The organism is Edwardsiella tarda ATCC 15947 = NBRC 105688, assembly GCF_003113495.2.
GTDB classification, from domain to species: Bacteria; Pseudomonadota; Gammaproteobacteria; order Enterobacterales; family Enterobacteriaceae; genus Edwardsiella; species Edwardsiella tarda.
Window position 1 is genome coordinate 1,319,089 of record NZ_CP084506.1, and the last position, 22,716, is coordinate 1,341,804.

The following is a 22,716-nucleotide window of genomic DNA, read 5'->3' on the forward strand; positions in this document are numbered from 1 at the left end:
AATGCAGCGAGGTATGTTAAATAACCCCGTCTGGCCGGATGCCGGATGGACGTTCAATTAAAGAATCCTGAAGATTATCAACATGACTGAATCTTTTGCTCAACTCTTTGAAGAATCCCTGAAAGAAATCGAAACCCGCCCGGGTTCCATCGTTCGTGGCGTTGTTGTTGCTATCGACAAAGACGTCGTGCTGGTTGACGCCGGCCTGAAGTCTGAGTCTGCCATTCCGGCCGAGCAGTTCAAAAACGCTCAGGGCGAACTGGAAATCGCGGTAGGCGACGAAGTTGATGTGGCTCTGGATGCAGTAGAAGACGGCTTCGGCGAAACTCAGCTGTCCCGCGAGAAGGCTAAGCGTCACGAAGCTTGGCTGATGCTGGAAAAAGCTTACGAAGAAGCTGCAACTGTTACCGGTGTGATCAACGGTAAAGTGAAGGGTGGCTTCACTGTAGAGCTGAACGGTATCCGTGCGTTCCTGCCGGGCTCTCTGGTAGACGTGCGTCCGGTGCGTGACACTCTGCACCTGGAAGGCAAAGAGCTTGAGTTTAAAGTTATCAAGCTGGACCAGAAGCGCAACAACGTTGTAGTTTCTCGTCGTGCTGTCATCGAGTCTGAAAACAGCGCAGAACGCGATCAGCTGCTGGAAAACCTGCAGGAAGGCATGGAAGTTAAAGGTATCGTTAAGAACCTCACTGACTACGGTGCATTCGTTGATCTGGGCGGCGTTGACGGCCTGCTGCACATCACTGACATGGCTTGGAAGCGCGTTAAGCATCCGAGCGAAATCGTCAACGTTGGCGATGAAATCACCGTTAAGGTGCTGAAGTTCGACCGCGAGCGTACCCGTGTATCTCTGGGTCTGAAGCAGCTGGGCGAAGATCCGTGGGTCGCTATCGCCAAGCGTTATCCGGAAGGGGCCAAACTGACCGGCCGCGTGACCAACCTGACCGACTACGGCTGCTTCGTTGAAATCGAAGAAGGCGTTGAAGGCCTGGTTCACGTATCCGAAATGGATTGGACCAACAAGAACATCCACCCGTCCAAAGTGGTTAACGTGGGCGACGTCGTGGAAGTTATGGTTCTGGATATCGACGAAGAGCGTCGTCGTATCTCCCTGGGCCTGAAGCAGTGCAAAGCTAACCCGTGGCAGCAGTTCGCTGAAACCCACAACAAGGGCGATCGCGTTGAAGGTAAGATCAAGTCAATCACTGACTTCGGTATCTTCATCGGTCTGGAAGGCGGCATCGATGGTCTGGTGCACCTGTCCGACATCTCCTGGAACGTGGCTGGCGAAGAAGCCGTTCGCGAATACAAGAAGGGTGATGAAATCGCTGCCGTTGTTCTGCAGGTCGATGCAGAGCGCGAGCGTATCTCCCTGGGCGTTAAGCAACTGGCGGAAGACCCGTTCAACAACTACATCTCTCTGAATAAGAAAGGTGCAATTGTTACTGGTAAAGTCACCGCAGTTGACGCGAAAGGTGCTACAGTTGAATTAGCTGATGGCGTAGAAGGCTATCTGCGTGCTTCTGAAGCTTCCCGCGACCGCGTTGAAGATGCGACTCTGGTTCTGAACGTAGGCGACGAAGTTGAAGCTAAGTTCACTGGCGTTGATCGCAAGAACCGCGTTGTAAGCCTGTCTGTTCGTGCTAAAGACGAAGCAGAAGAGAAAGATGCTATGGCTGCCGTAAACAACCAGGACGATGCAAACTTCTCTAACGCAATGGCTGAAGCATTCAAAGCAGCTAAAGGCGAATAATGATGAGGGCGGCGTAACGCCGCCCTGTAACGGTAGTTAAGCTGCATCGTGCGTTCTCCTTTCTTGGGAGACACAGCTTGGAGGATATATGACCAAGTCAGAACTCATTGAAAGACTTGCCAGTCAGCAACCCCATCTGCCTGCGAAGGCCGTTGAGGATGCGGTAAAAGAGATGCTGGAACACATGGCCGCCACACTGGCCGATGGTGAACGCATTGAGATCCGTGGTTTTGGCAGTTTTTCACTTCACTACCGTGCTCCCCGGATCGGTCGTAACCCGAAAACCGGTGAAAAGGTGGAGCTGGAAGGTAAATACGTTCCCCACTTCAAGCCGGGTAAAGAGTTGCGCGATCGGGCAAACATCTACGCTTGATTGCGAATCGAATCGATTAAAATGGCGCCGCTTGGCGCCATTTTTCTATTCAGCGTACCAGCGTACGCCCCGTTTACGGCCTGGCGCATGTGTCTAGGCACGCGATGCGCCCAGGTCGGCCTACGTGGCCTGACGTAGGTAACGATGCGTCGAGGATGCACTATCTTCGCGCGTGTGCGCCATCGTCCTCTCTTTTTCCCCACTGCCGCGTTAAGGATGAGCTGGCCAGCGAGTGGGACCCACACCATCCCGATCGAGATGGGCATGCTGTTGCTCCACCATGAATGACGTCCTGCGCTCGTCCTCGCGCCCATCGGCCCCCTCCACTATGGCAGAGGTTAATCGCTCGGCCGACTTGCCGCTGTCGCCTGCCTCAATGCGATGTGCTGGGGGTGTCGATGTCGCGCTTTCCCTGCGGCGGTGCCCGCACTGCTGTGCCGTGCTGAGGTGATCGCGGGGGACAAGTCGGCACAATGTCCTTTTGCCGAGGAGGGGAGGCGATGGGGGCGGCGACGGCATTAGGTTACCTGGCGGCCGGCATGTTGCCGTTACTCTGGCTGACGACGCTACCCACGCGTGGGGCTTCGTTACTGCTGCTGATCTTCGGGCTGGCGGCGGCTTGCTGGCATCATCCCTGGTTACTGCGTCTGGGTTTACTGAGTCTGGGGTTGCTCTGGGGCAGCGAGCGGGCGCAACTGGCGTTACAACCGTTAACCTATGCGGATCGTCAGGTGACGCTAGAGGGGCGGATCGAGACACCCTACTTAGGCGAGGAGACGTCGCGCCACGCGCTCTACCTGTGGGTCACACGCCTCGATGCGCGAACCATTGCGCCATTCCGTCTACGGCTCTATTGGAACGCGACGCGCTTCCCCTATGCCGCCGGACAACGCTGGCGTATCACGCTGACCCCACGGGCGTTGCATGGCTCGCTCAATCCGGCGGGGTTCGATCGCCAACGCCATCAGTTGGCGCAGGGGGTGGTATTGAGTGGGACGCCCCGTCGTTACCAGCGTCTCGATGCTCAGCGTTCGCTACGCCAGCGTGCCATCGATCAGGCCTGCGCACGTTGGGGAACGCATCCCGCCTTCCCACTGTTATTGGCCTTGGTGTATGGCGAGCGGGGGCGTTTGACGAGCGAGCAGCAGGCGCTGTTGCGTCATAGCGGGATTCTGCATCTGCTGGCGATCTCGGGGTTACATATCGCCTTGGCCGCGGGGTTCGCCGCCGCTCTCTGGCGACTCCTCTGCCTCGGCTTACCGCTGCGCTGGCAGACGCCGTACCCGCCTCTGCTGTTGGCCTTGTCTGCCGCCTGGGGGTATGCCTGGCTGGCCGGTTTGTCGCCGCCGACACTGCGTGCCGCGCTGATGGTGACGCTGTACCTGGTATGGCGCTGGGGTGGGCGCCAGGCGGCACCGCGCGATATCTTGACCCTGACACTGTCCTTAACATTATTGCTCGATCCGCTGTTGCTGTTATCCAGCGCATTATGGCTGTCGCTGGGCGCGGTGGCGGCCTTATTGCTCTGGCACGATGGCTGGCCGTTTCGCCCACGTTGGCGCTGGGCAGGGTGTAACGCGCTGGGGCGATTGTTACATCTCCAATGGGGATTATTGCTGCTGTTGACGCCGTTACAGCTGCTGTTATTCCATGGACTCAGCTGGAGCGCGCCAGGGGTCAATCTGCTGGCGGTGCCGTTGGTATCATTGGCGGTGATACCGTTGGCGTTGGCGGGATTACTCCTGACACTCGTGGTGTCGCCGACGCTGGGCGCGCTGGCCTGGCAGGCCGCGTTGTGGTTGCTCGATGGATTATTGGCGCTGTTGACTCGCCTGCCCGATGGGTGGCTCTATCTGTCTGAGCCGACATTACTGGCGGCCTGCTGGGTGCCGTTGATGGTGCTACTGTGGTCATGGCGCCAGGATGGATGGGATGCCGGGCATGCGTTATTGGCGAGCCTGTTGGCGTTGACGGGGCCGCTCGCGGAACGCGCTGAGGCTGAGGCGACGGGCTGGCGGGTGGAGATGATAGATGTCGGGCATGGCCTAGCGGTGCTGATCCAGCGTCATGGTCACGCCTTGCTGTACGATACCGGTGGGCGCTGGCCGGGGGGCGATGCGGCGCGTCAGACCTTACTGCCTTACCTACGTTGGCGCGGCCTGATCCTGGATGGGATGATCATCAGCCACGCCGATAGCGACCATGCCGGAGGGCGTGCCAGCCTACAGAGGGCCTATCCGTTAGCGTGGGTCGCGTCGCCCGATCCTGCCGATCGTCCATGCCGTCAAGGGCTACACGCCTATTGGCGGGGGTTGCGCCTGGCGTTTCTTTGGCCTCCTCGCCCGGTAGCGACGCCACGTAATAATGATTCTTGTGTGCTGCGTTTGCAGGGGCCGGGTGGGGCGCTGTTGTTGACTGGGGACATCGAGGCGATCAGTGAACAGGCCTTGGTCGCCAGCGGTGCTTCGCTGCGAGCTGCGCTGCTACAGGTTCCCCATCATGGCAGCGCGACCTCTTCGTCGCCCGCTTTGCTACAGGCGGTACGTCCCGCTGTCGCCTTGGCCTCGGCCGCGCGCTACTCCGCGTGGCGCTTTCCGGCGCCGGCGGTACGCCAACGTTATCGTCAGCAAGGGATCGCCTGGCATGATAGCGCTCATGACGGGATGATCCGCGTCGACTTTTCCAGCGCGGGCTGGCAGATCCGCGCTCAACGCTCACAAATAGATGCACACTGGTATCATGCTTGGTTTGGCGTTACTGAACATAACGGGTAAAATAATCCGCTGTTTCATTCTTAACTGGTTTATTACATGCTGCATGATAAAGATCTCTCGACCTGGCAGACCTTTCGCCGCCTGTGGCCGATGATCAACCCTTTCAAGGCTGGGCTCATTGTGGCCTCGGTCGCGTTGGTGATCAATGCCGCCAGCGATGCCTACATGCTGTCGCTATTGAAGCCGTTGCTGGACGATGGCTTCGGTAAGACCGGCTCCGACATCTTGAGGTGGATGCCGTTTGTCGTGATCGGGCTGATGGTGATCCGGGGTATCTCCGGGTTTGTCTCCTCCTATTGTGTCTCTTGGGTGTCCGGCAAGGTGGTGATGAATATGCGCCGCAAGCTGTTTTCCCACATGATGGGGATGCCGGTCTCTTTCTTCGATCAGCAGTCGACCGGTACGCTCCTGTCGCGTATCACCTACGACTCCGAGCAAGTCGCCTCGTCGGCATCGGGTGCCCTGATCACCGTGGTGCGCGAGGGTGCCTCGATCATCGCCTTATTCTGCCTGATGTTCTATTACAGCTGGCAGTTGTCGGTGATCCTGATCGTGTTGGCGCCGATCGTGTCGTTCGCTATCCGTTATGTCTCCAAGCGTTTCCGCAACATCAGTAAGAATATGCAGAACTCGATGGGGCAGGTGACGGCCAGTGCCGAGCAGATGTTGAAGGGGCACAAAGAGGTGTTGATCTTCGGCGGACAGCAGGTCGAAAGTGAGCGCTTCAACAAGGTCAGCAACCACATGCGTCAGCAGAGCATGAAGATGGTGACGGCCTCGTCGATCTCCGATCCGATCATCCAGTTGATCGCCTCGTTTTCGCTGGCCTTCGTGCTGTATGCCGCCAGCTTCCCGAGCGTGATGGAGACCTTGACCGCCGGGACCATCACCGTGGTGTTCTCCTCGATGATCGCCCTGATGCGCCCACTGAAGTCGCTGACTAACGTCAACTCCCAGTTCCAGCGTGGGATGGCGGCGTGTCAGACACTGTTTGCCATTCTGGATATGGAGCAGGAGAAGGACGAAGGTAAACTCGTCCTGACCGCCGATCATGCCAAGGGCGATATCCATTTTGAGCAGGTGACCTTTACCTATCAGGGCAAAGAGGCGCCGGCGTTGCGGGATATCAGCTTGACCATCCCGGCCAATAAGACGGTCGCGCTGGTTGGCCGCTCCGGATCCGGCAAGTCGACCATCGCCCATTTAATGACGCGTTTCTACGATATCCAACAGGGTAAGATCCTGATCGATGGCCATGATTTGCGTGAATATACCTTGAGCTCGCTGCGTGATCAGGTGGCGTTGGTTTCGCAGAGCGTGCATCTGTTTAACGATACCATCGCGAACAACATCGCCTATGCGCGTGACCACGTCTACACGCGTGAGCAGATTGAGCATGCGGCTCGTCTGGCCTATGCGATGGACTTTATCGACAAGATGCCGCAGGGCTTGGATACCATCATCGGCGAGAATGGCGTGATGCTGTCCGGTGGCCAGCGTCAGCGTATCGCCATCGCGCGTGCGCTGTTACGCGATTGCCCGATTCTGATCCTCGACGAGGCCACCTCGGCGTTGGATACCGAGTCGGAGCGAGCCATTCAGGCGGCGTTGGACGAGTTGCAGAAGAACCGTACCTCGCTGGTCATCGCGCATCGCTTGTCGACCATCGAAAACGCCGACGAGATCCTGGTGGTGGAAGACGGCTGTATCGTAGAGCGTGGCGCTCACCGAACCCTGCTGGATAAGGGAGGCGTCTACGCCCAGCTTTATCGGATGCAGTTCGGCCAATGATCGCGCGTATCTGGTCTGGGCGCTCACCGCTTTACCTATTGCTGCTGCCTTTCTCCTGGTTGTACGGTCTGATCGCCTGGTTACGCCGCCAGGCTTATCGGCGTGGTTGGCGGGCGGTGTGGCGCGCGCCATTGCCGGTGGTGGTGGTCGGCAACCTGACGGCGGGTGGTAACGGCAAGACACCGCTGGTGATCTGGTTGGTCGAGCAGCTACAGCAGCGCGGCTACCGGGTCGGGGTGGTCTCGCGCGGTTATGGCGGTCATGCGGCGCACTATCCGCTGGTGTTGGATAGCACGACGACCAGTCAGGCGTGCGGCGATGAGCCGTTACTGATCGCTCAACGTACCGGGGCTCGCGTGGCGGTGGCTCCCCAGCGTAGCGCCGCGATTCAAGCGCTGTTGACGCAAGGGGCGTTGGATGTGGTGATCACCGACGATGGCTTGCAACATTACGCGCTAGCGCGCGACATGGAGCTGGTGGTGGTCGATGGCGTCCGTCGTTTCGGCAATGGCTGGTGGCTACCGGCAGGGCCGATGCGTGAGCGGGCTTGCCGACTGAAGACGGTCGATGCGGTGATCGTTAACGGAGGGGCGGCGCATCCCGGCGAGATCCCGATGACGCTCTGCGGTACGACCCTGGTCAATCTTCGTAGCGGTGAACGGTGCGATGCCGCGATGCTGACGGGGGAGGTGGTAGCGATGGCGGGTATCGGCCACCCACCACGCTTCTTCCAGACGTTGATGCAGCTAGGGCTGACGCTACAGGCGACGCATGCCTTCGCCGATCATCAGTCCTATCAAGCCTCGACGCTGGCGGCGCTGACGCCGCAGGGGCAGGCGTTGCTGATGACGGAGAAAGACGCGGTGAAGTGCCGTGCCTTTGCCCAAGATAATTGGTGGTACCTTCCCGTGAGCGCCGACTTGCCTCCGGCGGAGGGCGAGGCGTTATTGGCGCGTATCGCCGCGCTGATCGCTCGGCGGCGCGCTATCTGAGGCTGGCTGGATACCCCCGTCGATGGTCGGCGGGGGACATTTAGTGGTTTTATGTCTCCACAGAGAGATTTTCAGAGAAAAAACGTCTTGCTCAATCGTCAGCTTTATGCGTAAATGGTGTTGGCCTGTAAAACAGACCCGATTTATGTACGACATGAGAATAATGCTGTTACTCTTTTAAGACGTTATCCTTGGTGATTCCGCTTGTTCGAGAGCCCTCTTCTTAGTGCCACCCATAAGTTAGTTTCTGCATTCGGCCTAACCCCCCGATGGGGCAATTTCAGTTAAAATTTAAGGTAATTCAAATGTCTAAGAAGACTGGTCAGGTAAAGTGGTTTAACGAAAGCAAAGGCTTCGGCTTTATCGAGCAGCATGACGGCGGTAAAGATGTATTCGTACATTTCTCTGCCATCACCGGTGACGGTTTCAAAACGTTGGCTGAAGGCCAGCGTGTAGAGTACACCATTCAGGACAGCCCGCGCGGGCCGGCTGCCGCCAACGTCGTCGCTCTGTAATTACACGGTGTGACACGTGACAACGCACAATCGTTAGCTCGGCGACCTCTTCGCTGGTGACGTGCGTTGTTCTCGAGAAAGCCCGCCTTAATGGTGGGCTTTTTGTTTATTTGGGATTCACCAAGGCTCAACGGAGTTGATAACGATAACTTGATAGAGCATGACCACCCAGAGCGGGCACTGCCGGCGCGGGTGTAGAGAAAGAAGGATAAAAATAATGACATTAAAGATGGGTTTCGTGAAGTGGTATGACCCGAGTGCGGGTCTGGGTGTCATCTCTCCCCTCGATGGTGGGGATGATCTGTATGTTAGCCGTACCGCTATCGCCAGCTCACGCAATAAGCTACTGCGTGAGGGGCAACGGGTCGAGTTTTCGACACCGCGTGGTCGCCGCAGCCAGATCGCCGAAGATGTGATCGCCTACTGATGTACCGTGCAGCCAGCGTTTTCCCTACTTGTTTCACCGCTGGCTGCTGATAGTCCCTCCTGTTTACTCCCGTTACACCGACCTTTTCCCCACCCCTGTTGTATCCCATCCCCGACTGACGTGTATCGATGAGTGTGTCCGCGACGGCGGCGATTATGTGAACCAAGCAGAAACGGCACGTGTCAACGGATGATAAATTCCCTCGAAGGGGGTATGCTAACGCCACTTGTGGATAGCAAATTGGTAGCTAGGACCCTTTACACATGGATCACCGTTTACTCGAGATTGTTGCCTGCCCCGTCTGTAACGGAAAGCTCGTGTTTGACCAAGAGCATCAGGAGCTGGTTTGTAAGATCGACCGTTTGGCCTTCCCACTGCGTGATGGCATCCCCGTGATGTTGGAGTGTGAGGCTCGTACTTTGCCATTGGAAGAGAACTGATGAGTTTTATTGCGATTATCCCCTCGCGTTATGCCTCGACCCGCCTGCCGGGTAAACCGTTGGCCGATATCGCGGGTAAGCCGATGGTCGTGCGGGTGATGGAGCAGGCCCGAGCCTCTGGAGCCCATCGCGTGATCGTCGCGACGGATCACCCTGAGGTGCAGCAAGCCGTGTTGCAGGCCGGAGGCGAGGTGTGCATGACGCGCGCCGATCATCACTCTGGGACGGAGCGCTTGGCCGAGGTCGTGGAGCGTTGTGGCTTCGCCGACGATGACATCATCGTTAACGTGCAGGGCGATGAGCCCTTGATTCCACCGGCGATTATTCGTCAGGTGGCCGAAAACCTGGCGCGCAGTGAGGCCGGGATGGCGACCTTGGCGGTACCGATCCATGAGGCGGCCGAGGCGTTTAATCCGAATGCGGTGAAGGTGGTGCGTGACCATCAGGGCTATGCCCTTTACTTCTCCCGCGCCACGATTCCTTGGGATCGTGAGCGTTTCGCCGCCTCACAGGCGCAGATCGGCGAGAGTTTCCTACGCCATATCGGTATTTACGCTTACCGGGCGGGTTTTATCCGCCGTTATGTCACCTGGGCACCCAGTGAGCTGGAGCAGATCGAGATGCTGGAGCAACTGCGCGTGTTGTGGCATGGTGAGAAGATCCATGTGGATGTGGCGTTGCAGGTGCCGGGGCCGGGGGTCGATACCCCGGAGGATCTCGCCTGTGTGCGCGCCATCGTGGCACAAGGCTGAATGGTCAGTTAACCGAAGAGAAAAGCGTGCGATTGCACGCTTTTTTGATCTTACTGGGCGTGTGATCGGCGATTTTTGCTCATGATAGATCGAGACGACGAGCCGATAAGGGAGGCGGGGATGGAGGCACTGAGGGCGGAATTGAGCGCGGCGTTGGGTGAGCCCATCGGCCGTATGGAGCAGATCAGCGAGCAGCCTTATGCCTATCTGTATGCCCTCTATACTCGCCAGGGCGCGGCGATCCCGCTGGTTGCCAAGAGCTATCTATGCGCCGGCGTGGCGCAGCAAGAGGCCTACAAGCTGTCGATGCTGGCGCGCCAGGGGACGGTGCGTCTGCCGGCGGTATTCGGCGTGCTCACCACCTGTCAGGCGCCGTTTCAGGAGATCTTGCTGATCGAGCGGCTGCGCGGTGTCGCCGCCGAGGCACCGGCACGTAACCCGGCGCGTTGGGAGAGTCTGAAGGAGCAGATTGTCGAGGGGCTGTTGGCGTGGCACCGGATCGATAGCCACGGTTGTGTGGGGAATGTCGATAGCGTGCAGGAGAACGGCTGGCCACAGTGGTATCAGCAGCGCGTAACGGTGATCTGGTCGTTGTTGGATGCGGCGCGTATGGGCGCGCTCTCGATGCCGGTACGCCGCGCCCTGTTCCGTAGCCAGGCGCAGCTGGATATGCTGTTCAATGGCTTCGACGATAGCGCGGTCTTGGTGCATGGTAACTTGACGCTACGCAGCATCCTGAAAGATAGTCGTAGCGATCAGCTGCTGGCGATGCTCAATCCCGGAATGACGCTATGGGCCCCGCGCGAATACGATCTGTTCCGTCTCAGCGAGGATGAGCCGTCGGCCGATCTGCTGGCGAGTTATCTCCGTAAGGCACCGGTCAGCGAAGCGTTTATGGCACGGCGCTGGCTGTACATGCTATGGGAGGCGACTAACCGCTACCTGCATACGGGTGTGCAAGAGCAGGCGGTATTGACGCGCGCCGCCCAGCAGTTGCTTCCCTGGTTGGGCTAATCGCGCGCATTGCCCGCGTCGCTGCGCGGGTAATCACTTTGAGCCAATCGTTGCAGAAATGATACGCCGCGCTACCACTTTGATAGCGTCGAGCAAACGTTTAACCTTTCGTGCCCCCTCATCGGCACCATCCTGCGCTTACCGCGGGGATAAATGTGACTCCCTCCTCAAATCTCGTTTCACTTTTACCTGACTGACGTTTTAACCGTTAAACGCGCACGCTCTGTGCATGGTGATAGGACTATCGTCCGCCACCGGGTGGGCGATCTGCGTGCCATGATCGATGCACCCGATGAATCAGGGGAAGCGTATGCCTCTCGAATCGTAGCCGGCGGCCGTCGCCGTCGTGCCGTAAGGAGTGATGAGTCCATGAGCGTCATGAAGAACCCGCTGGCGGCCAGCGAGAGCCAGCCCGTCGATGAAGTCGAACGTAAGCTACCTATCGTGCAGCTTTTTACCCTGGGATTGCAGCATGTTCTGGTGATGTATGCCGGGGCGGTGGCGGTGCCATTGGTGATCGGGGGCAGCCTCGGCCTACCTAAGGAGCAGATCGCCTTCCTGATCAGTTCCGATCTGTTCTGTTGTGGGGTGGTAACCCTGTTGCAATGCCTGGGGATCGGCCGTTTCGCCGGTATCCGTTTGCCGGTGATCATGTCGGTGACCTTCGCCGCCGTGACGCCGTTGCTGGCCATCGGCGCCGATCCGACCATCGGCCTGACGGGGATCTTCGGTGCGACCATCGCCTCGGGGATCCTGGCAACCTTGATGGTGCCCCTGGTCGGGCGTCTGATGCCCCTTTTCCCCAACGTGGTCACCGGGGTGGTGATCACCTCCATCGGCATCAGCATCATGCAGGTCGGCATCGATTGGGCCGCCGGCGGCAAGGGGAATCCCAACTACGGTAGCCCGCTCTATTTGGGCACCTCGCTACTGGTGTTGGTGTTTATTCTGCTGGTGACCCGCTATGCCAAGGGGTTTCTCGGCAATATCTCGGTGCTGCTGGGCATCGTCTTCGGCTTTGTGCTGGCGTTGGGGATGGGCGAGGTCAACTTCAGCGGCCTGGCCGACGCCTCCTGGTTCGCCCCGATCCATCCTTTCGCCTTCGGTTTCCCGACCTTCGAGCCGGTCTCGATCATCACCCTGACGGTGGTGATGTTGATCACCTTCATCGAGTCGATGGGGATGTTTCTGGCCCTGGGCGATATCGTCGGTCGCCCGGCCAAGCAACATGACATCGTGCGTGGCTTACGGGTCGACGGCATCGGTACCATCATCGGTGGCATGTTCAATAGTTTCCCCCATACGTCGTTCTCGCAGAACGTCGGCCTGGTGAGTGTGACCGGCGTCGCCAGCCGTTGGGTGTGCGTGATGTCCGGGGTGATCCTGTTGATGTTCGGCTTGATCCCCAAGATGGCGGTGGTGGTGGCCTCGGTGCCGCAGTTTGTGTTGGGCGGGGCCGGTATCGTGATGTTCGGCATGGTATTGGCGACCGGGATCCGCATCCTCTCCCGCACCGACTTTAGCCATAACCGTTTTAACCTGTATATCGTCGCCATCAGCCTGGGGGTCGGCATGATCCCGACGGTATCACAACACTTCTTCAGCCAGTTACCGTCCGCGCTCCAGCCATTGCTGCACAGCGGCATCCTGTTAGCCAGTGTCAGCGCGGTGGCGTTGAACCTCTTCTTCAATGGTTATCAGCATGATGAGCGGGTGGTGAAGATGCGCGCAGAGCGGCGGGCGGCTAAGCAAGAGAGCCCGTCAGAAGCGTCTTAGTGGCGAACCATCGCCCGATGGTCGCCGAGTCACGAGAGGGAAGGGTATGCACAACAAGAAAACGCTGATGATTAAGAATGCCGATCTGTTGGTCACCATGGACGATCAGCGGCGTGAGATCCGCTCAGGCTGCATGCTAGTCGAGGGCTGTCGCATCGTGGCGGTGGGCGGTGAGGAGCTGCTGGCGGCCGGTGCCGATGAGGAGTTGGATCTGCGCGGCCATGTGGTGATCCCGGGGATGGTCAATACTCACCATCACATGTTCCAAACCCTGACGCGTGCGCTGCCGGGTGCCCAGGATGCGGAGCTGTTCGACTGGTTGGAGACGCTCTACCCGGTGTGGGGGCGGCTGACGCCGGAGATGATCTACATCTCGGCGCAGACGGCGATGGCCGAGCTGATGCTTTCCGGCTGCACCACCTCGAGCGATCATCTCTATCTCTTCCCCAACGGTTGCCGCCTGGACGACAGCATCGATGCGGCCCGCGAGATCGGCATGCGCTTCCATGCCTGTCGCGGCAGCATGAGTGTGGGGCGCAGCCGCGGCGGCTTACCGCCCGATGCGCTGGTGGAGTCGGAGGCGGCGATCCTGGAGGATTCGCTGCGCCTGATCGAAAGTTACCATGATGCGGCCCGTTTCAGCATGCTACGTATCGCGCTGGCGCCCTGTTCCCCCTTCTCGGTCAGCCGCGAGTTGATGAAGCGCAGCGCCGAGCTGGCGCGTCGTCACGGCGTGTCGCTGCATACCCATCTGGCGGAGAACGACAACGACGTCAGCTACAGTCAACGTCATTTCGGCATGACCCCGGCGGAGTATGTGCGCGACCTCGGCTGGACCGGCCCGGATGTCTGGCATGCGCACTGCGTCAAACTCGACCCCGAAGGGATCGCGCTATTCGCCCGAACCCAGACCGGCGTGGCCCATTGTCCTTGTTCCAACATGCGATTGGCCTCCGGTATCGCCCCGATCCGCCAGATGGTGGATGCCGGTGTCCCGGTTGGCATCGGAGTGGATGGGTCGGCCTCCAACGACGGCGGTTCGCTGCTGGCGGAGGTGCGCCAGGCGATGCTGTTACAGCGTGTCGCCAGTGGACCGCAGGCGATGAGTGCGCGCGAGGCGTTATGGCTGGCGACGCGGGGCGGTGCGCAGATCCTCAACCGCGATGACATCGGTTGCTTGGCGCCGGACATGGCGGCGGACTTCGTCGCCTTCGATCTGCGTGGCTTGGGGACCGCCGGGGCGCGGCATGATCCACTGGCCGCGTTGCTGTTCTGTAACCCGGGGAATGTAGCGCTTAGCGTGATCAATGGCCGGGTGGTGATCCGCGACGGTCAGTTACAGACCATCGATCTGCCGCAGGTGATCGCGAAGCATAACCGTTTGAGTACGCTGCTGTTGCATTCTCATGCGTTGTAGGACACCGCCGTTCAGTCGTTAGCGTGTCTGTCGCAGCCAGCGCCGGCACGCCAGATAGACCAGCAGCGGTAAGGGCAGCAGGCAGGCGGCACCGGCCAGCAGCGCCGCCTGCGTGTTGAGGCCGGTGGTCCAGGCGAAGAAGAAGCCCAGCATGCTGATGGTCTCCAGCGGGTTGCCATTCAGGGCGACATTCTGCGGCTTGGAGAGCGCATCGAACAGCAGCACCTGGCATTCGATGCTCAACAGCGCGGCGAGCAGGCTGACGAGGCGAGGATAGCGGCGTAATCGGGCCAATGACATCATGATTTCTCCTGTATCGCCGCTGGGCGGTGATCCTGCGTCTGGCCGAGGAGCCCTTGCCAGAGACGGCCTAGCGTCTCATACCAGGCGCGCTCACTATGGCCAAGGTAGAGCGGTGACGGAATCCAACGCTCCCACGGGTTAAGGGGGCTGGTGATCGCCAACTGGTTGGCGGGGGCGGGGATGGGATCGAGCCCCTGATGGCGGAAGAAGCGCAACGCGCGCGGTAGATGGTTAGCTGACGTCACCAGGATCAACCGGGCGTGGCCGACGCGTTCCGCCACCGCCTCGGCCTCCTGCGCCGTGTCGCGCGGGCTATCCAATACGATGATGCGTTGTTCCGCGACGCCCAGCGAGCGCGCTACCTGCGCCGCGACGGCGGCGCTGCTGTAGGGATTCCCTCGTGCCGCCGCGCCGGTCAGGATCAGCTGTGCTTGGGGGTTGAGTGCGAGTTGGCGTATCCCCTCCGTCAGCCGCGCCAGGCTATTGTTGATCAGGTTGGAGCTGGGGGCCCACTGTGGGTTATAGGTATAGCCACCGCCCAGCACCACCACGTAATGCGCCTGCTGGCCGTGATTGAGGGTCGGATACTCCGCCTCCAGCGGCGCCAACAGGCGATCGGCCAAGGGTTGCAGGCTGAGTAGGAAAATTCCCAACCAAGCGAGCGAAACCAACACTTTCCCCATACGCTGATGGCGGCTGAACCACAATAGCGCCAGGCCAAGCGCGCATAGCGACAACAATAAGGGCAACGGTAGCAGTAGCGTACCGATCACTTTTTTTAGCGCAAACAGCATGGCTAACGCCCTCTTTTGAGTGAAAAAACGTCATTCGCATCGAATATCAGACTGATAATATTCATTCTACGATAGTCTGTGTCAAAATGGACCCTTTATCCTTCGGTGGCGTCACGTAACGCCGGGCCACCGACGGGGCGACGTCGTCGCCCCCAGTCACCCGTGGTACGGCGGCGGGATGCGGAGTGAGGAGCATGCAGGATCGTAATTTTGACGATATCGCGGATAAATTTGCGCGTAATATTTATGGCACCACCAAGGGGCGTATCCGTCAGGCGGTTCTGTGGCAGGATCTGGAGACGTTGTTGGCGACCTTACCGCAACGTCCGCTGCGTATCTTGGACGCCGGCGGCGGGCAGGGGCAAATCGCCTGTCAGCTGGCGGCACGCGGCCATCAGGTGATCCTGTGCGACATCTCCGAACAGATGCTGGCGCGTGCGGCGCAACATGCCGCCGAGCAAGGTGTTAGCGCGCGCATGGAATTGGTACAAAGTCCGGCGCAGGAGATGCATCACCATTTGGCCGCGCCGGTGGATCTGGTATTGTTTCATGCCGTCCTTGAATGGGTGGCGGAGCCACAGGCGGTACTGGCGGCGTTGGAAAAATGTTTGGCCCCGGGTGGGGCGCTGTCGTTAATGTTCTATAACTACAACGGACTACTGATGTTGAATACCCTGGTGGGGAATATGGAGTATGTGAAGCGCGGCATGCCGAAGCGCAAGCGGCGCTCGCTCTCACCCGATCATCCGTTGGATCCCGTACAGGTCTACGACTGGCTGGCACAGCTGGGATTGACCATCAGTGGAAAAACCGGGGTGCGGGTCTTCCACGACTACCTGCGTGACAAGAGCCAACAAGAGGGGGCCTTTGACGACTTACTGGCGCTGGAGCAGCGCTACTGCCGTCAGGAGCCCTTTGTGAGTTTAGGGCGCTACATCCATGTGATGGCGCACAAAGGTGACATTAAGGATCCATTATGAGCGATTTTTCCCAGACGGTACCGGAGCTGGTTGCCTGGGCGCGCAAAAATGACTTCTCCTTAAGCTTACCGACGGAGCGGCTGGCTTTTCTGCTGGCCATCGCCACCCTGAATGGCGAGCGTTTAGATGGTGAGATGAGCGAAGGAGATCTGGTCGATGTCTTCCGTCATGTCAGCAAGGCATTCGAACAGACGCAGGAAACCATCACCCAACGCGCCAACAACGCGATCAACGACTTGGTTAAGCAGCGTCTGCTTAATCGCTTTACCAGCGAGCTGGCGGAGGGGAGCGCAATCTACCGTCTGACGCCGCTGGGGATCAGTCTCTCCGACTACTACATCCGCCAGCGTGAGTTCTCAACTCTCCGTCTGTCGATGCAACTCTCCATCGTCGCACAGGAGCTGCGCACGGCGGCCGAGGCGGCGGAAGAGGGGGGCGATGAGTTTCACTGGCAACGTAACGTCTTTGCGCCGCTGAAGTACTCGGTGGCAGAAATCTTCGACAGTATCGATCTGACCCAGCGTCTGATGGATGAGCAGCAACAGGGGGTGAAAAGCGACATCGCCGGGCTGCTGAATCAGGATTGGCGGGCGGCGATCTCCAGTTGCGAGCTGTTGCTGTCGGAAACCTCCGGTACGCTGCGCGAGTTACAGGACACGCTCGAGGCGGCGGGTGACAAGCTACAGGCGAACCTGTTGCGTATTCAGGAGGCGACCTTAGGCCAGACGGCGTTGGAGTTCGTCGATAAGCTGGTGTTCGACTTGCAGGCTAAGCTGGATCGGATCATCAGCTGGGGGCAACAGGCGATCGATCTGTGGATCGGCTATGACCGCCACGTCCACAAGTTTATTCGTACCGCCATCGATATGGACAAGAACCGGGTATTCGCCCAACGTTTACGCCAGTCGGTACAGCACTATCTCGATGCTCCCTGGGCGCTGACTTACGCCAATGCCGAGCGTCTGTTAGACATGCGTGACGAGGAGCTGATGCTACTCAATGCAGAGGTGACCGGTGAGTTGCCGCCCGATCTGGAGTATGAGGAGTTCTCGGAGCTGCGTGAGCGGTTGGCGGCCCTGCTCGAACAGGAGTTGCAGGTGTATCGCCAGGAGCAGCGCCCGCTGGATCTTGGCCGCGTGTTGCGCGACTACCTGGCGCGCTATCCGCGTCAGCGCCATTTCGACGTGGCAAGAATTTTGGTTGACCAGGCGGTGCGCCTGGGTGTAGCCGAAGCAGATTTCACCGGATTGCCGGCCCAGTGGCAGGCGATCAATGAGTACGGAGCCAAGGTACAGGCCCATGTCATCGACAAATACTGAAAACACGATGCCGGCCAAGCTGGCGCAAGCGGTATTCAATCCGCTGTTTCCCGCGCTGGATAGCCAGCTGCGAGCAGGGCGCCACATCGGCATTGACGATCTGGATAATCACGCCTTCTTGATGGATTTCCAAGAGGAGCTGGAGCTGTTCTACGGGCGTTATAACGTGGAGTTAATCCGCGCGCCGGAGGGCTTCTTCTACCTGCGTCCGCGTTCTACCACCCTGATCCCGCGCTCGGTGCTCTCCGAGCTGGACATGCTGGTGGGCAAGATCCTCTGCTATCTCTACCTCAGCCCGGAGCGGCTGGCCCACGAGGGGATCTTCAGCCAGCAGGAGTTGTACGACGAGCTGCTGACCCTGACCGACGAGAATAAGCTGCTCAAATTGGTGAATCAGCGCTCGACCGGTTCCGATCTCGACCGGCAGAAGTTGCAGGAGAAGCTGCGTACCTCGCTGAATCGCCTGCGTCGCTTGGGCATGGTCTTCTTTATCACCAATGACAGCAGCAAGTTCCGCATCACCGAGTCGGTGTTCCGTTTCGGCGCCGATGTGCGCAGCGGTGACGACGCCCGTGACGCCCAACTGCGCCTGATCCGTGACGGTGAGGCGGTCAGGCTGGAACCATCGTTGGCGCTGAATGAGGACGGCGAGGGGGCCGAGTATACCCCGACGGAGCTGGAATCCGAGGATGCGGAGGATGAACAGGAATGATTGAACGCGGTAAGTTTCGCTCGCTGACCCTGGTCAACTGGAACGGCTTCTTTGCCCGGACCTTTGATCTGGACGAGCTGGTCACTACCCTCTCCGGCGGTAACGGGGCGGGGAAATCCACCACCATGGCAGCCTTTGTCACCGCCCTGATCCCGGATCTGACGCTGTTGCATTTCCGCAACACCACCGAAGCCGGCGCTACCAGTGGTTCACGCGACAAGGGGTTGCACGGTAAGCTGCGCCCCGGCGTCTGCTATGCCGCGTTGGATGTGGTCAACTCGCGTCATCAGCGGGTACTGGTGGGGGTACGCCTACAGCAGGTGGCCGGACGTGATCGTAAGGTCGACATCAAGCCCTTCGCCATCCAGGGATTGCCGACGGCGATCCAGCCGACGCAGCTACTGACCGAGACGGTGGGCGAGCGCCAGGCGCGCGTGCTGCCGCTGGCGGAGCTGAAGGAGCGCGTCGAGGCCATTGAAGGGGTGCAGTTTAAGACGTTTAACTCGATCACCGACTATCATGCGCTGATGTTCGATCTGGGCGTGGTGCCGCGTCGTCTGCGCTCCGCCGCGGATCGCAGCAAGTTTTATCGTCTGATCGAGGCATCGCTGTATGGCGGTATCTCCAGCGCCATCACCCGTTCGCTGCGTGACTACCTGTTGCCGGAAAACAGTGGGGTGCGTAAGGCGTTCCAAGACATGGAGGCCGCGCTGCGCGAAAACCGTATGACGCTGGAGGCCATCCGGGTCACGCAGTCCGATCGCGATCTCTTTAAGCACCTGATCAGTGAGGCCACCGCCTACGTGTCGGCGGACTATATGCGCCATGCCAACGAGCGGCGCAGCCATCTGGATCAGGCGCTGACCCTACGCCGCGAGCTGTTGGGGGGGCGTAAGCAGCTGCTGAGCGAGCAATACCGTCACGTGGAGATGGCGCGTGAGCTGGAGGAGCAGAACGGCGCCGAGTCCGATCTAGAAACCGATTACCAGGCGGCGAGCGATCACCTTAACCTGGTGCAGACGGCGATGCGCCAGCAGGAGAAGATCGAACGCTACCAGGGCGACCTGGAGGAGCTGAGCTACCGCCTGGATGAACAGAGCGAAGTGGCTGCCGAGGCGCAGGAGCAGTACGACACCTGGCAGGAGCGTAGCGAGGCGGCCGAGGCCGAGGTTGACGAGTTGAAGAGCCAGCTGGCCGACTACCAGCAGGCGCTGGATGTGCAGCAGACGCGCGCCATTCAGTATCAACAGGCGCTCCAAGCCTTGGAGCGCGCGCAGATGCTGTGCCAGTTACCGGCGCTGAGCGCCGACGATGTCGACGGCTGGCTGGAGACGTTCGCGGCGCGCGAGCAAGAGGCGACGGAGCTGTTGCTGCAGTTGGAGCAGAAGCTGAGCGTGGCCAATGCCGCGCACAGTCAGTTTGAACAGGCCTACCGTCTGGTATGTCAGGTGGTGGGCGAGGTGAGCCGCAGCGAGGCGTGGCAGGCCGGACGTGCACTGTTACGCGAGTGGCCGGCGCTGCAGCATCAGGCACAGCGCGTGGGCCCGATCGGCGTCCGTCTGGCCGAGCTGGAACAGCGCCTCAATGCGCAACAGGATGCCGAGCGGTTGTTGCAGGAGTGCGTCAAGCGCAGTGGGCGTGAATGTGATATCCAGGCGCTGGACGCGCTCCAGGCCGAACTGGAGGCGCAGATCGACAGCCTGAGCCAACAGGCGGCAGAGGCGGGCGAACGCAGCATGGCGTTGCGTCAGGAGCTGGAGCAGAGCGCCGAGCGCGTGAAGTGGCTCAGCGCCCGCGCCCCGGCCTGGATCGCGGCGCAGGAGGCGTTGAACGCGCTGGAGGCCCAGTGTGGCGAGACGCTGGAGGATAGCCGCGCCGTCACCGATCAGATGCAACAACTGCTGGAGCGTGAGCGCGAATACACCGTCGAGCGCGATGAGGTCGCCGCCCGCAAGGGGGCGCTGGAGCGTGAGATCGAGCGGCTCAGCCAGCCTGGCGGCGCCGAGGATGCGCGCCTGATCGCCCTGGCCGAACGTTTCGGTGGGGTACTGCTGTCGGAGATCTATGACGACGTCACCCTGGAGGATGCGCCTTACTTCTCCGCCTTATATGGCCCGTCGCGTCATGCCATCGTGGTGCCGGATCTGGCGGCGGTACGCGCCCAGCTTGCCGGGCTGGAGGAGTGTCCGGAAGATCTCTATTTGATCGAGGGGGATCCGCAATCTTTCGACGACAGCGTCTTTGCCGTTGAGGAGCTGGAGAAGGCGGTGGTGGTGAAGATCGCCGATCGCCAGTGGCGTTACTCGCGCTTCCCATCGCTGCCGCTGTTTGGCCGCGCGGCGCGTGAGAGCCGCCTGGAGACGCTGTATGGCGAGCGGGAGGCCCTCGCGGAGCGCTACGCCACGTTGTCATTCGACGTCCAGAAGATCCAGCGTCTGCATCACGCCTTTAGTCGTTTTATCGGCAGCCATCTGGCGTTGGCCTTCGAGGCCGATCCGGAGCAGGAGCTGCGTCAGTTGCAGCAGCGACGTGGCGAGATCGAACGAGAGTTTGCCGGCCAAGAGGCGCAGACGCAGCAGCAGCGTCAACAGTTGCAGCAGGCGCGCGAGTTGATCGGCCTACTCAATCGTCTGGCGCCGCAGGCGGCGTTGTTGGCGGACGAGACGCTGCCCGACCGCGTCGCGGAGCTACGCGAGGAGCGGGAGCAGGCGCAGGAGGCGGCGCGTTATCTGCACCAGCATACCGCCGCGCTCACGGCGTTGGAGGCGGTGATCGAGGTGTTGCAGAGCGATCCGCAACAGCACGAGCAATTGCAGCAGGACTACCAGCAGGCGCAGCAGGCGCAGCGTCTGGCGAAGCAGCAGGCCTTCGCCCTGACGGAGGTCGCCCAACGGCGCGCGCACTTCAGTTACAGCGATGCGGTGGGCATGTTGAGCGAGAATGCCGACCTCAACGAGCGTCTGCGTCAGCGTCTGGAACACGCCGAGGCCGATCGTAGCCGCAGTCGCGAACAGTTGCGTCACCATCAGGCTCAGCTGGCCCAGTACAATCAGGTGTTGGCCTCGTTGAAGAGCGCCTTCGATGCGAAGCGTGACATGTTGCAAGAGCTGCAGCAGGAGATGCAGGCGATCGGGGTGGCGGCGGATGCGAATGCCGAGGCGCGCGCCCGCGCGCGTCGTGACGAGTTGCATGCCGCCCTGAACGAGAACCGGAGTCGCCGTAATCAGTTGGAGAAGCAGATCACCATCTGTGAGGCGGAGATGGAGGCGCTAATCAAGCGGCTGCGTAAGGTGGAGCGCGACTACCATCTGCTGCGCGCCCAGGTGACCCAGGCCAAGGCGGGCTGGTGCGCGGTGATGCGTCTGGTGAAGGATAACGGTGTCGAGCGCCGGCTACATCGGCGTGAGCTGGCCTATATGGACGCCGAGGAGCTGCGCTCCATGTCGGATAAGGCGTTGGGCGCCCTGCGTCTGGCGGTGGCCGATAATGAACACCTGCGCGACGTGCTGCGCCTGTCGGAAGATCCGAAGCGGCCCGAGCGTAAGGTGCAGTTCTATGTCGCGGTCTATCAACATCTGCGCGAACGTATTCGCCAGGATATTATCCGCAGCGACGACCCGATCGATGCCATCGAGCAGATGGAGATCGAGCTGGCGCGGCTGACGGAGGAGTTGACGGCGCGCGAACAGAAGTTGGCTATCAGCGCGCGCAGCGTGGCGAACATCATCCGCAAGACCATCCAGCGCGAGCAGAACCGCATCCGTATGCTGAACCAGGGATTGCAGTCGGTGGCGTTTGGTCAGGTGAACAGCGTGCGCCTCAACGTCAATGTGCGTGAGACCCACGCCATGCTGTTGAATGTGCTCTCCGAGCAGCAGGAGCAGCATCAGGATCTGTTCAATAGCCAGCGTCTGACCTTCTCCGAGGCGTTGGCCAAGCTGTATCAGCGCCTGAACCCGCAGATCGACATGGGGCAGCGCACGCCGCAGACCATCGGTGAGGAGCTGCTCGACTACCGCAACTATCTGGAGATGGAGGTGGAGGTCAATCGCGGCTCCGATGGTTGGCTGCGCGCCGAGAGCGGGGCATTGTCGACCGGGGAGGCCATCGGTACCGGGATGTCGATCCTGGTGATGGTGGTGCAGAGTTGGGAAGAGGAGTCGCGTCGTCTGCGCGGTAAGGACATTTCCCCCTGCCGCCTGCTGTTCCTCGACGAGGCGGCGCGTCTGGATGCCAAGTCGATCGCGACCCTGTTCGAGCTGTGTGAGCGTCTGGAGATGCAGTTGATTATCGCCGCGCCGGAAAACATCAGCCCGGAGAAGGGCACCACCTATAAGCTGGTGCGTAAGGTGTTTAATCACACCGAGCATGTCCACGTGGTCGGGTTGCGCGGCTTCGCGAGCGAGCGCACCGGCGAGGTAGCGGAGACACTACACCAGGAGGCGTCGGCCTGACGGGCGCATATGGTGTAAAGCGGGTGTGAGTGGCGCCCATGACGGCCCGCTGGTTGCGGGCCGTCAGCTTTCTGCCCCGCTGGCTGATTGATGATATGCCGCCTTCCCCCTAATGCCGCTGACTCGCTTG

At 60.1% G+C, this 22,716-nt stretch carries 18 protein-coding genes; 16 read left to right on the forward strand and 2 right to left on the reverse strand.

Going from position 1 to position 22,716, the window contains the following annotated elements; translation table 11 throughout:
- The first annotated feature begins 82 nt into the window (after positions 1-82).
- The 12 genes from rpsA to DCL27_RS06150 all read left to right on the forward strand — a co-directional run bounded on the left by rpsA (position 83) and on the right by DCL27_RS06150 (position 14,024).
- Positions 83-1,753, forward strand: a complete 1,671-nt coding sequence (gene rpsA / locus DCL27_RS06095; RefSeq protein WP_228594488.1) for a 30S ribosomal protein S1 — start codon at positions 83-85, stop codon at positions 1,751-1,753.
- A gap of 88 nt (positions 1,754-1,841) precedes the next feature.
- Positions 1,842-2,126, forward strand: a complete 285-nt coding sequence (gene ihfB / locus DCL27_RS06100) for an integration host factor subunit beta (protein ID WP_005287510.1) — start codon at positions 1,842-1,844, stop codon at positions 2,124-2,126.
- A gap of 473 nt (positions 2,127-2,599) precedes the next feature.
- Complete coding sequence (locus DCL27_RS06105; protein WP_223931148.1) at positions 2,600-4,900, forward strand: DNA internalization-related competence protein ComEC/Rec2; 2,301 nt, start codon at positions 2,600-2,602, stop codon at positions 4,898-4,900.
- A gap of 36 nt (positions 4,901-4,936) precedes the next feature.
- The gene (msbA, locus tag DCL27_RS06110; protein WP_035600690.1) at positions 4,937-6,691 is read left to right on the forward strand and encodes a lipid A ABC transporter ATP-binding protein/permease MsbA; all 1,755 of its coding nucleotides are present in this window, start codon (positions 4,937-4,939) and stop codon (positions 6,689-6,691) included.
- Entirely contained in the window at positions 6,688-7,683 is a 996-nt protein-coding gene (lpxK, locus tag DCL27_RS06115) for a tetraacyldisaccharide 4'-kinase (protein WP_035600693.1), read from the forward strand. The genes msbA and lpxK overlap by 4 nt, the downstream gene beginning before the upstream one ends.
- A gap of 305 nt (positions 7,684-7,988) precedes the next feature.
- Positions 7,989-8,198 (forward strand): transcription antiterminator/RNA stability regulator CspE, encoded by a 210-nt coding sequence (gene cspE, locus DCL27_RS06120; RefSeq protein WP_005296986.1) that lies wholly within the window; start codon positions 7,989-7,991, stop codon positions 8,196-8,198.
- A gap of 217 nt (positions 8,199-8,415) precedes the next feature.
- Entirely contained in the window at positions 8,416-8,625 is a 210-nt protein-coding gene (locus tag DCL27_RS06125; protein ID WP_005287486.1) for a cold-shock protein, read from the forward strand.
- 263 nt (positions 8,626-8,888) lie between these two features.
- Complete coding sequence (locus tag DCL27_RS06130; protein WP_005287482.1) at positions 8,889-9,065, forward strand: Trm112 family protein; 177 nt, start codon at positions 8,889-8,891, stop codon at positions 9,063-9,065.
- On the forward strand, positions 9,065-9,817 hold the full coding sequence (gene kdsB, locus DCL27_RS06135; protein WP_035600695.1) for a 3-deoxy-manno-octulosonate cytidylyltransferase: 753 nt from the start codon (positions 9,065-9,067) through the stop codon (positions 9,815-9,817). Before DCL27_RS06130 ends, kdsB begins: the two co-directional genes overlap by 1 nt.
- A 120-nt stretch (positions 9,818-9,937) precedes the next feature.
- Positions 9,938-10,831 (forward strand): YcbJ family phosphotransferase, encoded by an 894-nt coding sequence (locus tag DCL27_RS06140; RefSeq protein ID WP_005296991.1) that lies wholly within the window; start codon positions 9,938-9,940, stop codon positions 10,829-10,831.
- A 369-nt stretch (positions 10,832-11,200) separates the two neighbouring features.
- On the forward strand, positions 11,201-12,607 hold the full coding sequence (locus DCL27_RS06145) for a nucleobase:cation symporter-2 family protein (protein WP_035600698.1): 1,407 nt from the start codon (positions 11,201-11,203) through the stop codon (positions 12,605-12,607).
- A 46-nt stretch (positions 12,608-12,653) separates the two neighbouring features.
- Complete coding sequence (locus DCL27_RS06150) at positions 12,654-14,024, forward strand: 8-oxoguanine deaminase (protein WP_035600701.1); 1,371 nt, start codon at positions 12,654-12,656, stop codon at positions 14,022-14,024.
- 18 nt (positions 14,025-14,042) lie between these two features.
- Here the strand turns inward: DCL27_RS06150 and DCL27_RS06155 are convergent, their stop codons facing one another.
- Both DCL27_RS06155 and elyC read right to left on the reverse strand, forming a co-directional pair.
- The gene (locus tag DCL27_RS06155; protein WP_223931147.1) at positions 14,043-14,327 is read right to left on the reverse strand and encodes a hypothetical protein; all 285 of its coding nucleotides are present in this window, start codon (positions 14,325-14,327) and stop codon (positions 14,043-14,045) included.
- Positions 14,324-15,121 (reverse strand): envelope biogenesis factor ElyC, encoded by a 798-nt coding sequence (gene elyC / locus DCL27_RS06160; protein WP_035600704.1) that lies wholly within the window; start codon positions 15,119-15,121, stop codon positions 14,324-14,326. Before elyC ends, DCL27_RS06155 begins: the two co-directional genes overlap by 4 nt.
- 194 nt (positions 15,122-15,315) lie before the next feature.
- Here elyC and cmoM point away from each other — a divergent pair, with 194 nt between their 5' ends.
- The 4 genes from cmoM to mukB are packed head-to-tail and all read left to right on the forward strand — an operon-like array spanning position 15,316 to position 22,586.
- Complete coding sequence (cmoM, locus tag DCL27_RS06165) at positions 15,316-16,101, forward strand: tRNA uridine 5-oxyacetic acid(34) methyltransferase CmoM (RefSeq protein WP_005287462.1); 786 nt, start codon at positions 15,316-15,318, stop codon at positions 16,099-16,101.
- Positions 16,098-17,420: a chromosome partition protein MukF gene (mukF, locus tag DCL27_RS06170; RefSeq protein ID WP_005287459.1), complete on the forward strand. Its 1,323-nt coding sequence runs from the start codon at positions 16,098-16,100 to the stop codon at positions 17,418-17,420. Before cmoM ends, mukF begins: the two co-directional genes overlap by 4 nt.
- Positions 17,401-18,132 (forward strand): chromosome partition protein MukE, encoded by a 732-nt coding sequence (gene mukE / locus DCL27_RS06175; protein ID WP_005297001.1) that lies wholly within the window; start codon positions 17,401-17,403, stop codon positions 18,130-18,132. The genes mukF and mukE overlap by 20 nt, the downstream gene beginning before the upstream one ends.
- Positions 18,129-22,586 carry a chromosome partition protein MukB gene (mukB, locus tag DCL27_RS06180; RefSeq protein ID WP_035599411.1) on the forward strand — a complete coding sequence of 1,486 codons (4,458 nt, stop codon included), beginning with the start codon at positions 18,129-18,131 and terminating at the stop codon, positions 22,584-22,586. Before mukE ends, mukB begins: the two co-directional genes overlap by 4 nt.
- Positions 22,587-22,716 lie beyond the last annotated feature (130 nt).

Coding starts and splice junctions, on each gene's coding strand:
- mukE (WP_005297001.1), top strand. CDS start 17,401: ATGTCATCGACAAATACTGAAAACACGATGCCGGCCAAGCTGGCGCAA.
- DCL27_RS06145 (WP_035600698.1), top strand. CDS start 11,201: ATGAGCGTCATGAAGAACCCGCTGGCGGCCAGCGAGAGCCAGCCCGTC.
- lpxK (WP_035600693.1), top strand. CDS start 6,688: ATGATCGCGCGTATCTGGTCTGGGCGCTCACCGCTTTACCTATTGCTG.
- elyC (WP_035600704.1), bottom strand. CDS start 15,121: ATGCTGTTTGCGCTAAAAAAAGTGATCGGTACGCTACTGCTACCGTTG.
- ihfB (WP_005287510.1), top strand. CDS start 1,842: ATGACCAAGTCAGAACTCATTGAAAGACTTGCCAGTCAGCAACCCCAT.
- DCL27_RS06155 (WP_223931147.1), bottom strand. CDS start 14,327: ATGATGTCATTGGCCCGATTACGCCGCTATCCTCGCCTCGTCAGCCTG.
- mukB (WP_035599411.1), top strand. CDS start 18,129: ATGATTGAACGCGGTAAGTTTCGCTCGCTGACCCTGGTCAACTGGAAC.
- kdsB (WP_035600695.1), top strand. CDS start 9,065: ATGAGTTTTATTGCGATTATCCCCTCGCGTTATGCCTCGACCCGCCTG.
- DCL27_RS06130 (WP_005287482.1), top strand. CDS start 8,889: ATGGATCACCGTTTACTCGAGATTGTTGCCTGCCCCGTCTGTAACGGA.
- mukF (WP_005287459.1), top strand. CDS start 16,098: ATGAGCGATTTTTCCCAGACGGTACCGGAGCTGGTTGCCTGGGCGCGC.
- cmoM (WP_005287462.1), top strand. CDS start 15,316: ATGCAGGATCGTAATTTTGACGATATCGCGGATAAATTTGCGCGTAAT.
- msbA (WP_035600690.1), top strand. CDS start 4,937: ATGCTGCATGATAAAGATCTCTCGACCTGGCAGACCTTTCGCCGCCTG.
- DCL27_RS06140 (WP_005296991.1), top strand. CDS start 9,938: ATGGAGGCACTGAGGGCGGAATTGAGCGCGGCGTTGGGTGAGCCCATC.
- rpsA (WP_228594488.1), top strand. CDS start 83: ATGACTGAATCTTTTGCTCAACTCTTTGAAGAATCCCTGAAAGAAATC.
- DCL27_RS06125 (WP_005287486.1), top strand. CDS start 8,416: ATGACATTAAAGATGGGTTTCGTGAAGTGGTATGACCCGAGTGCGGGT.
- DCL27_RS06150 (WP_035600701.1), top strand. CDS start 12,654: ATGCACAACAAGAAAACGCTGATGATTAAGAATGCCGATCTGTTGGTC.
- cspE (WP_005296986.1), top strand. CDS start 7,989: ATGTCTAAGAAGACTGGTCAGGTAAAGTGGTTTAACGAAAGCAAAGGC.
- DCL27_RS06105 (WP_223931148.1), top strand. CDS start 2,600: ATGTCCTTTTGCCGAGGAGGGGAGGCGATGGGGGCGGCGACGGCATTA.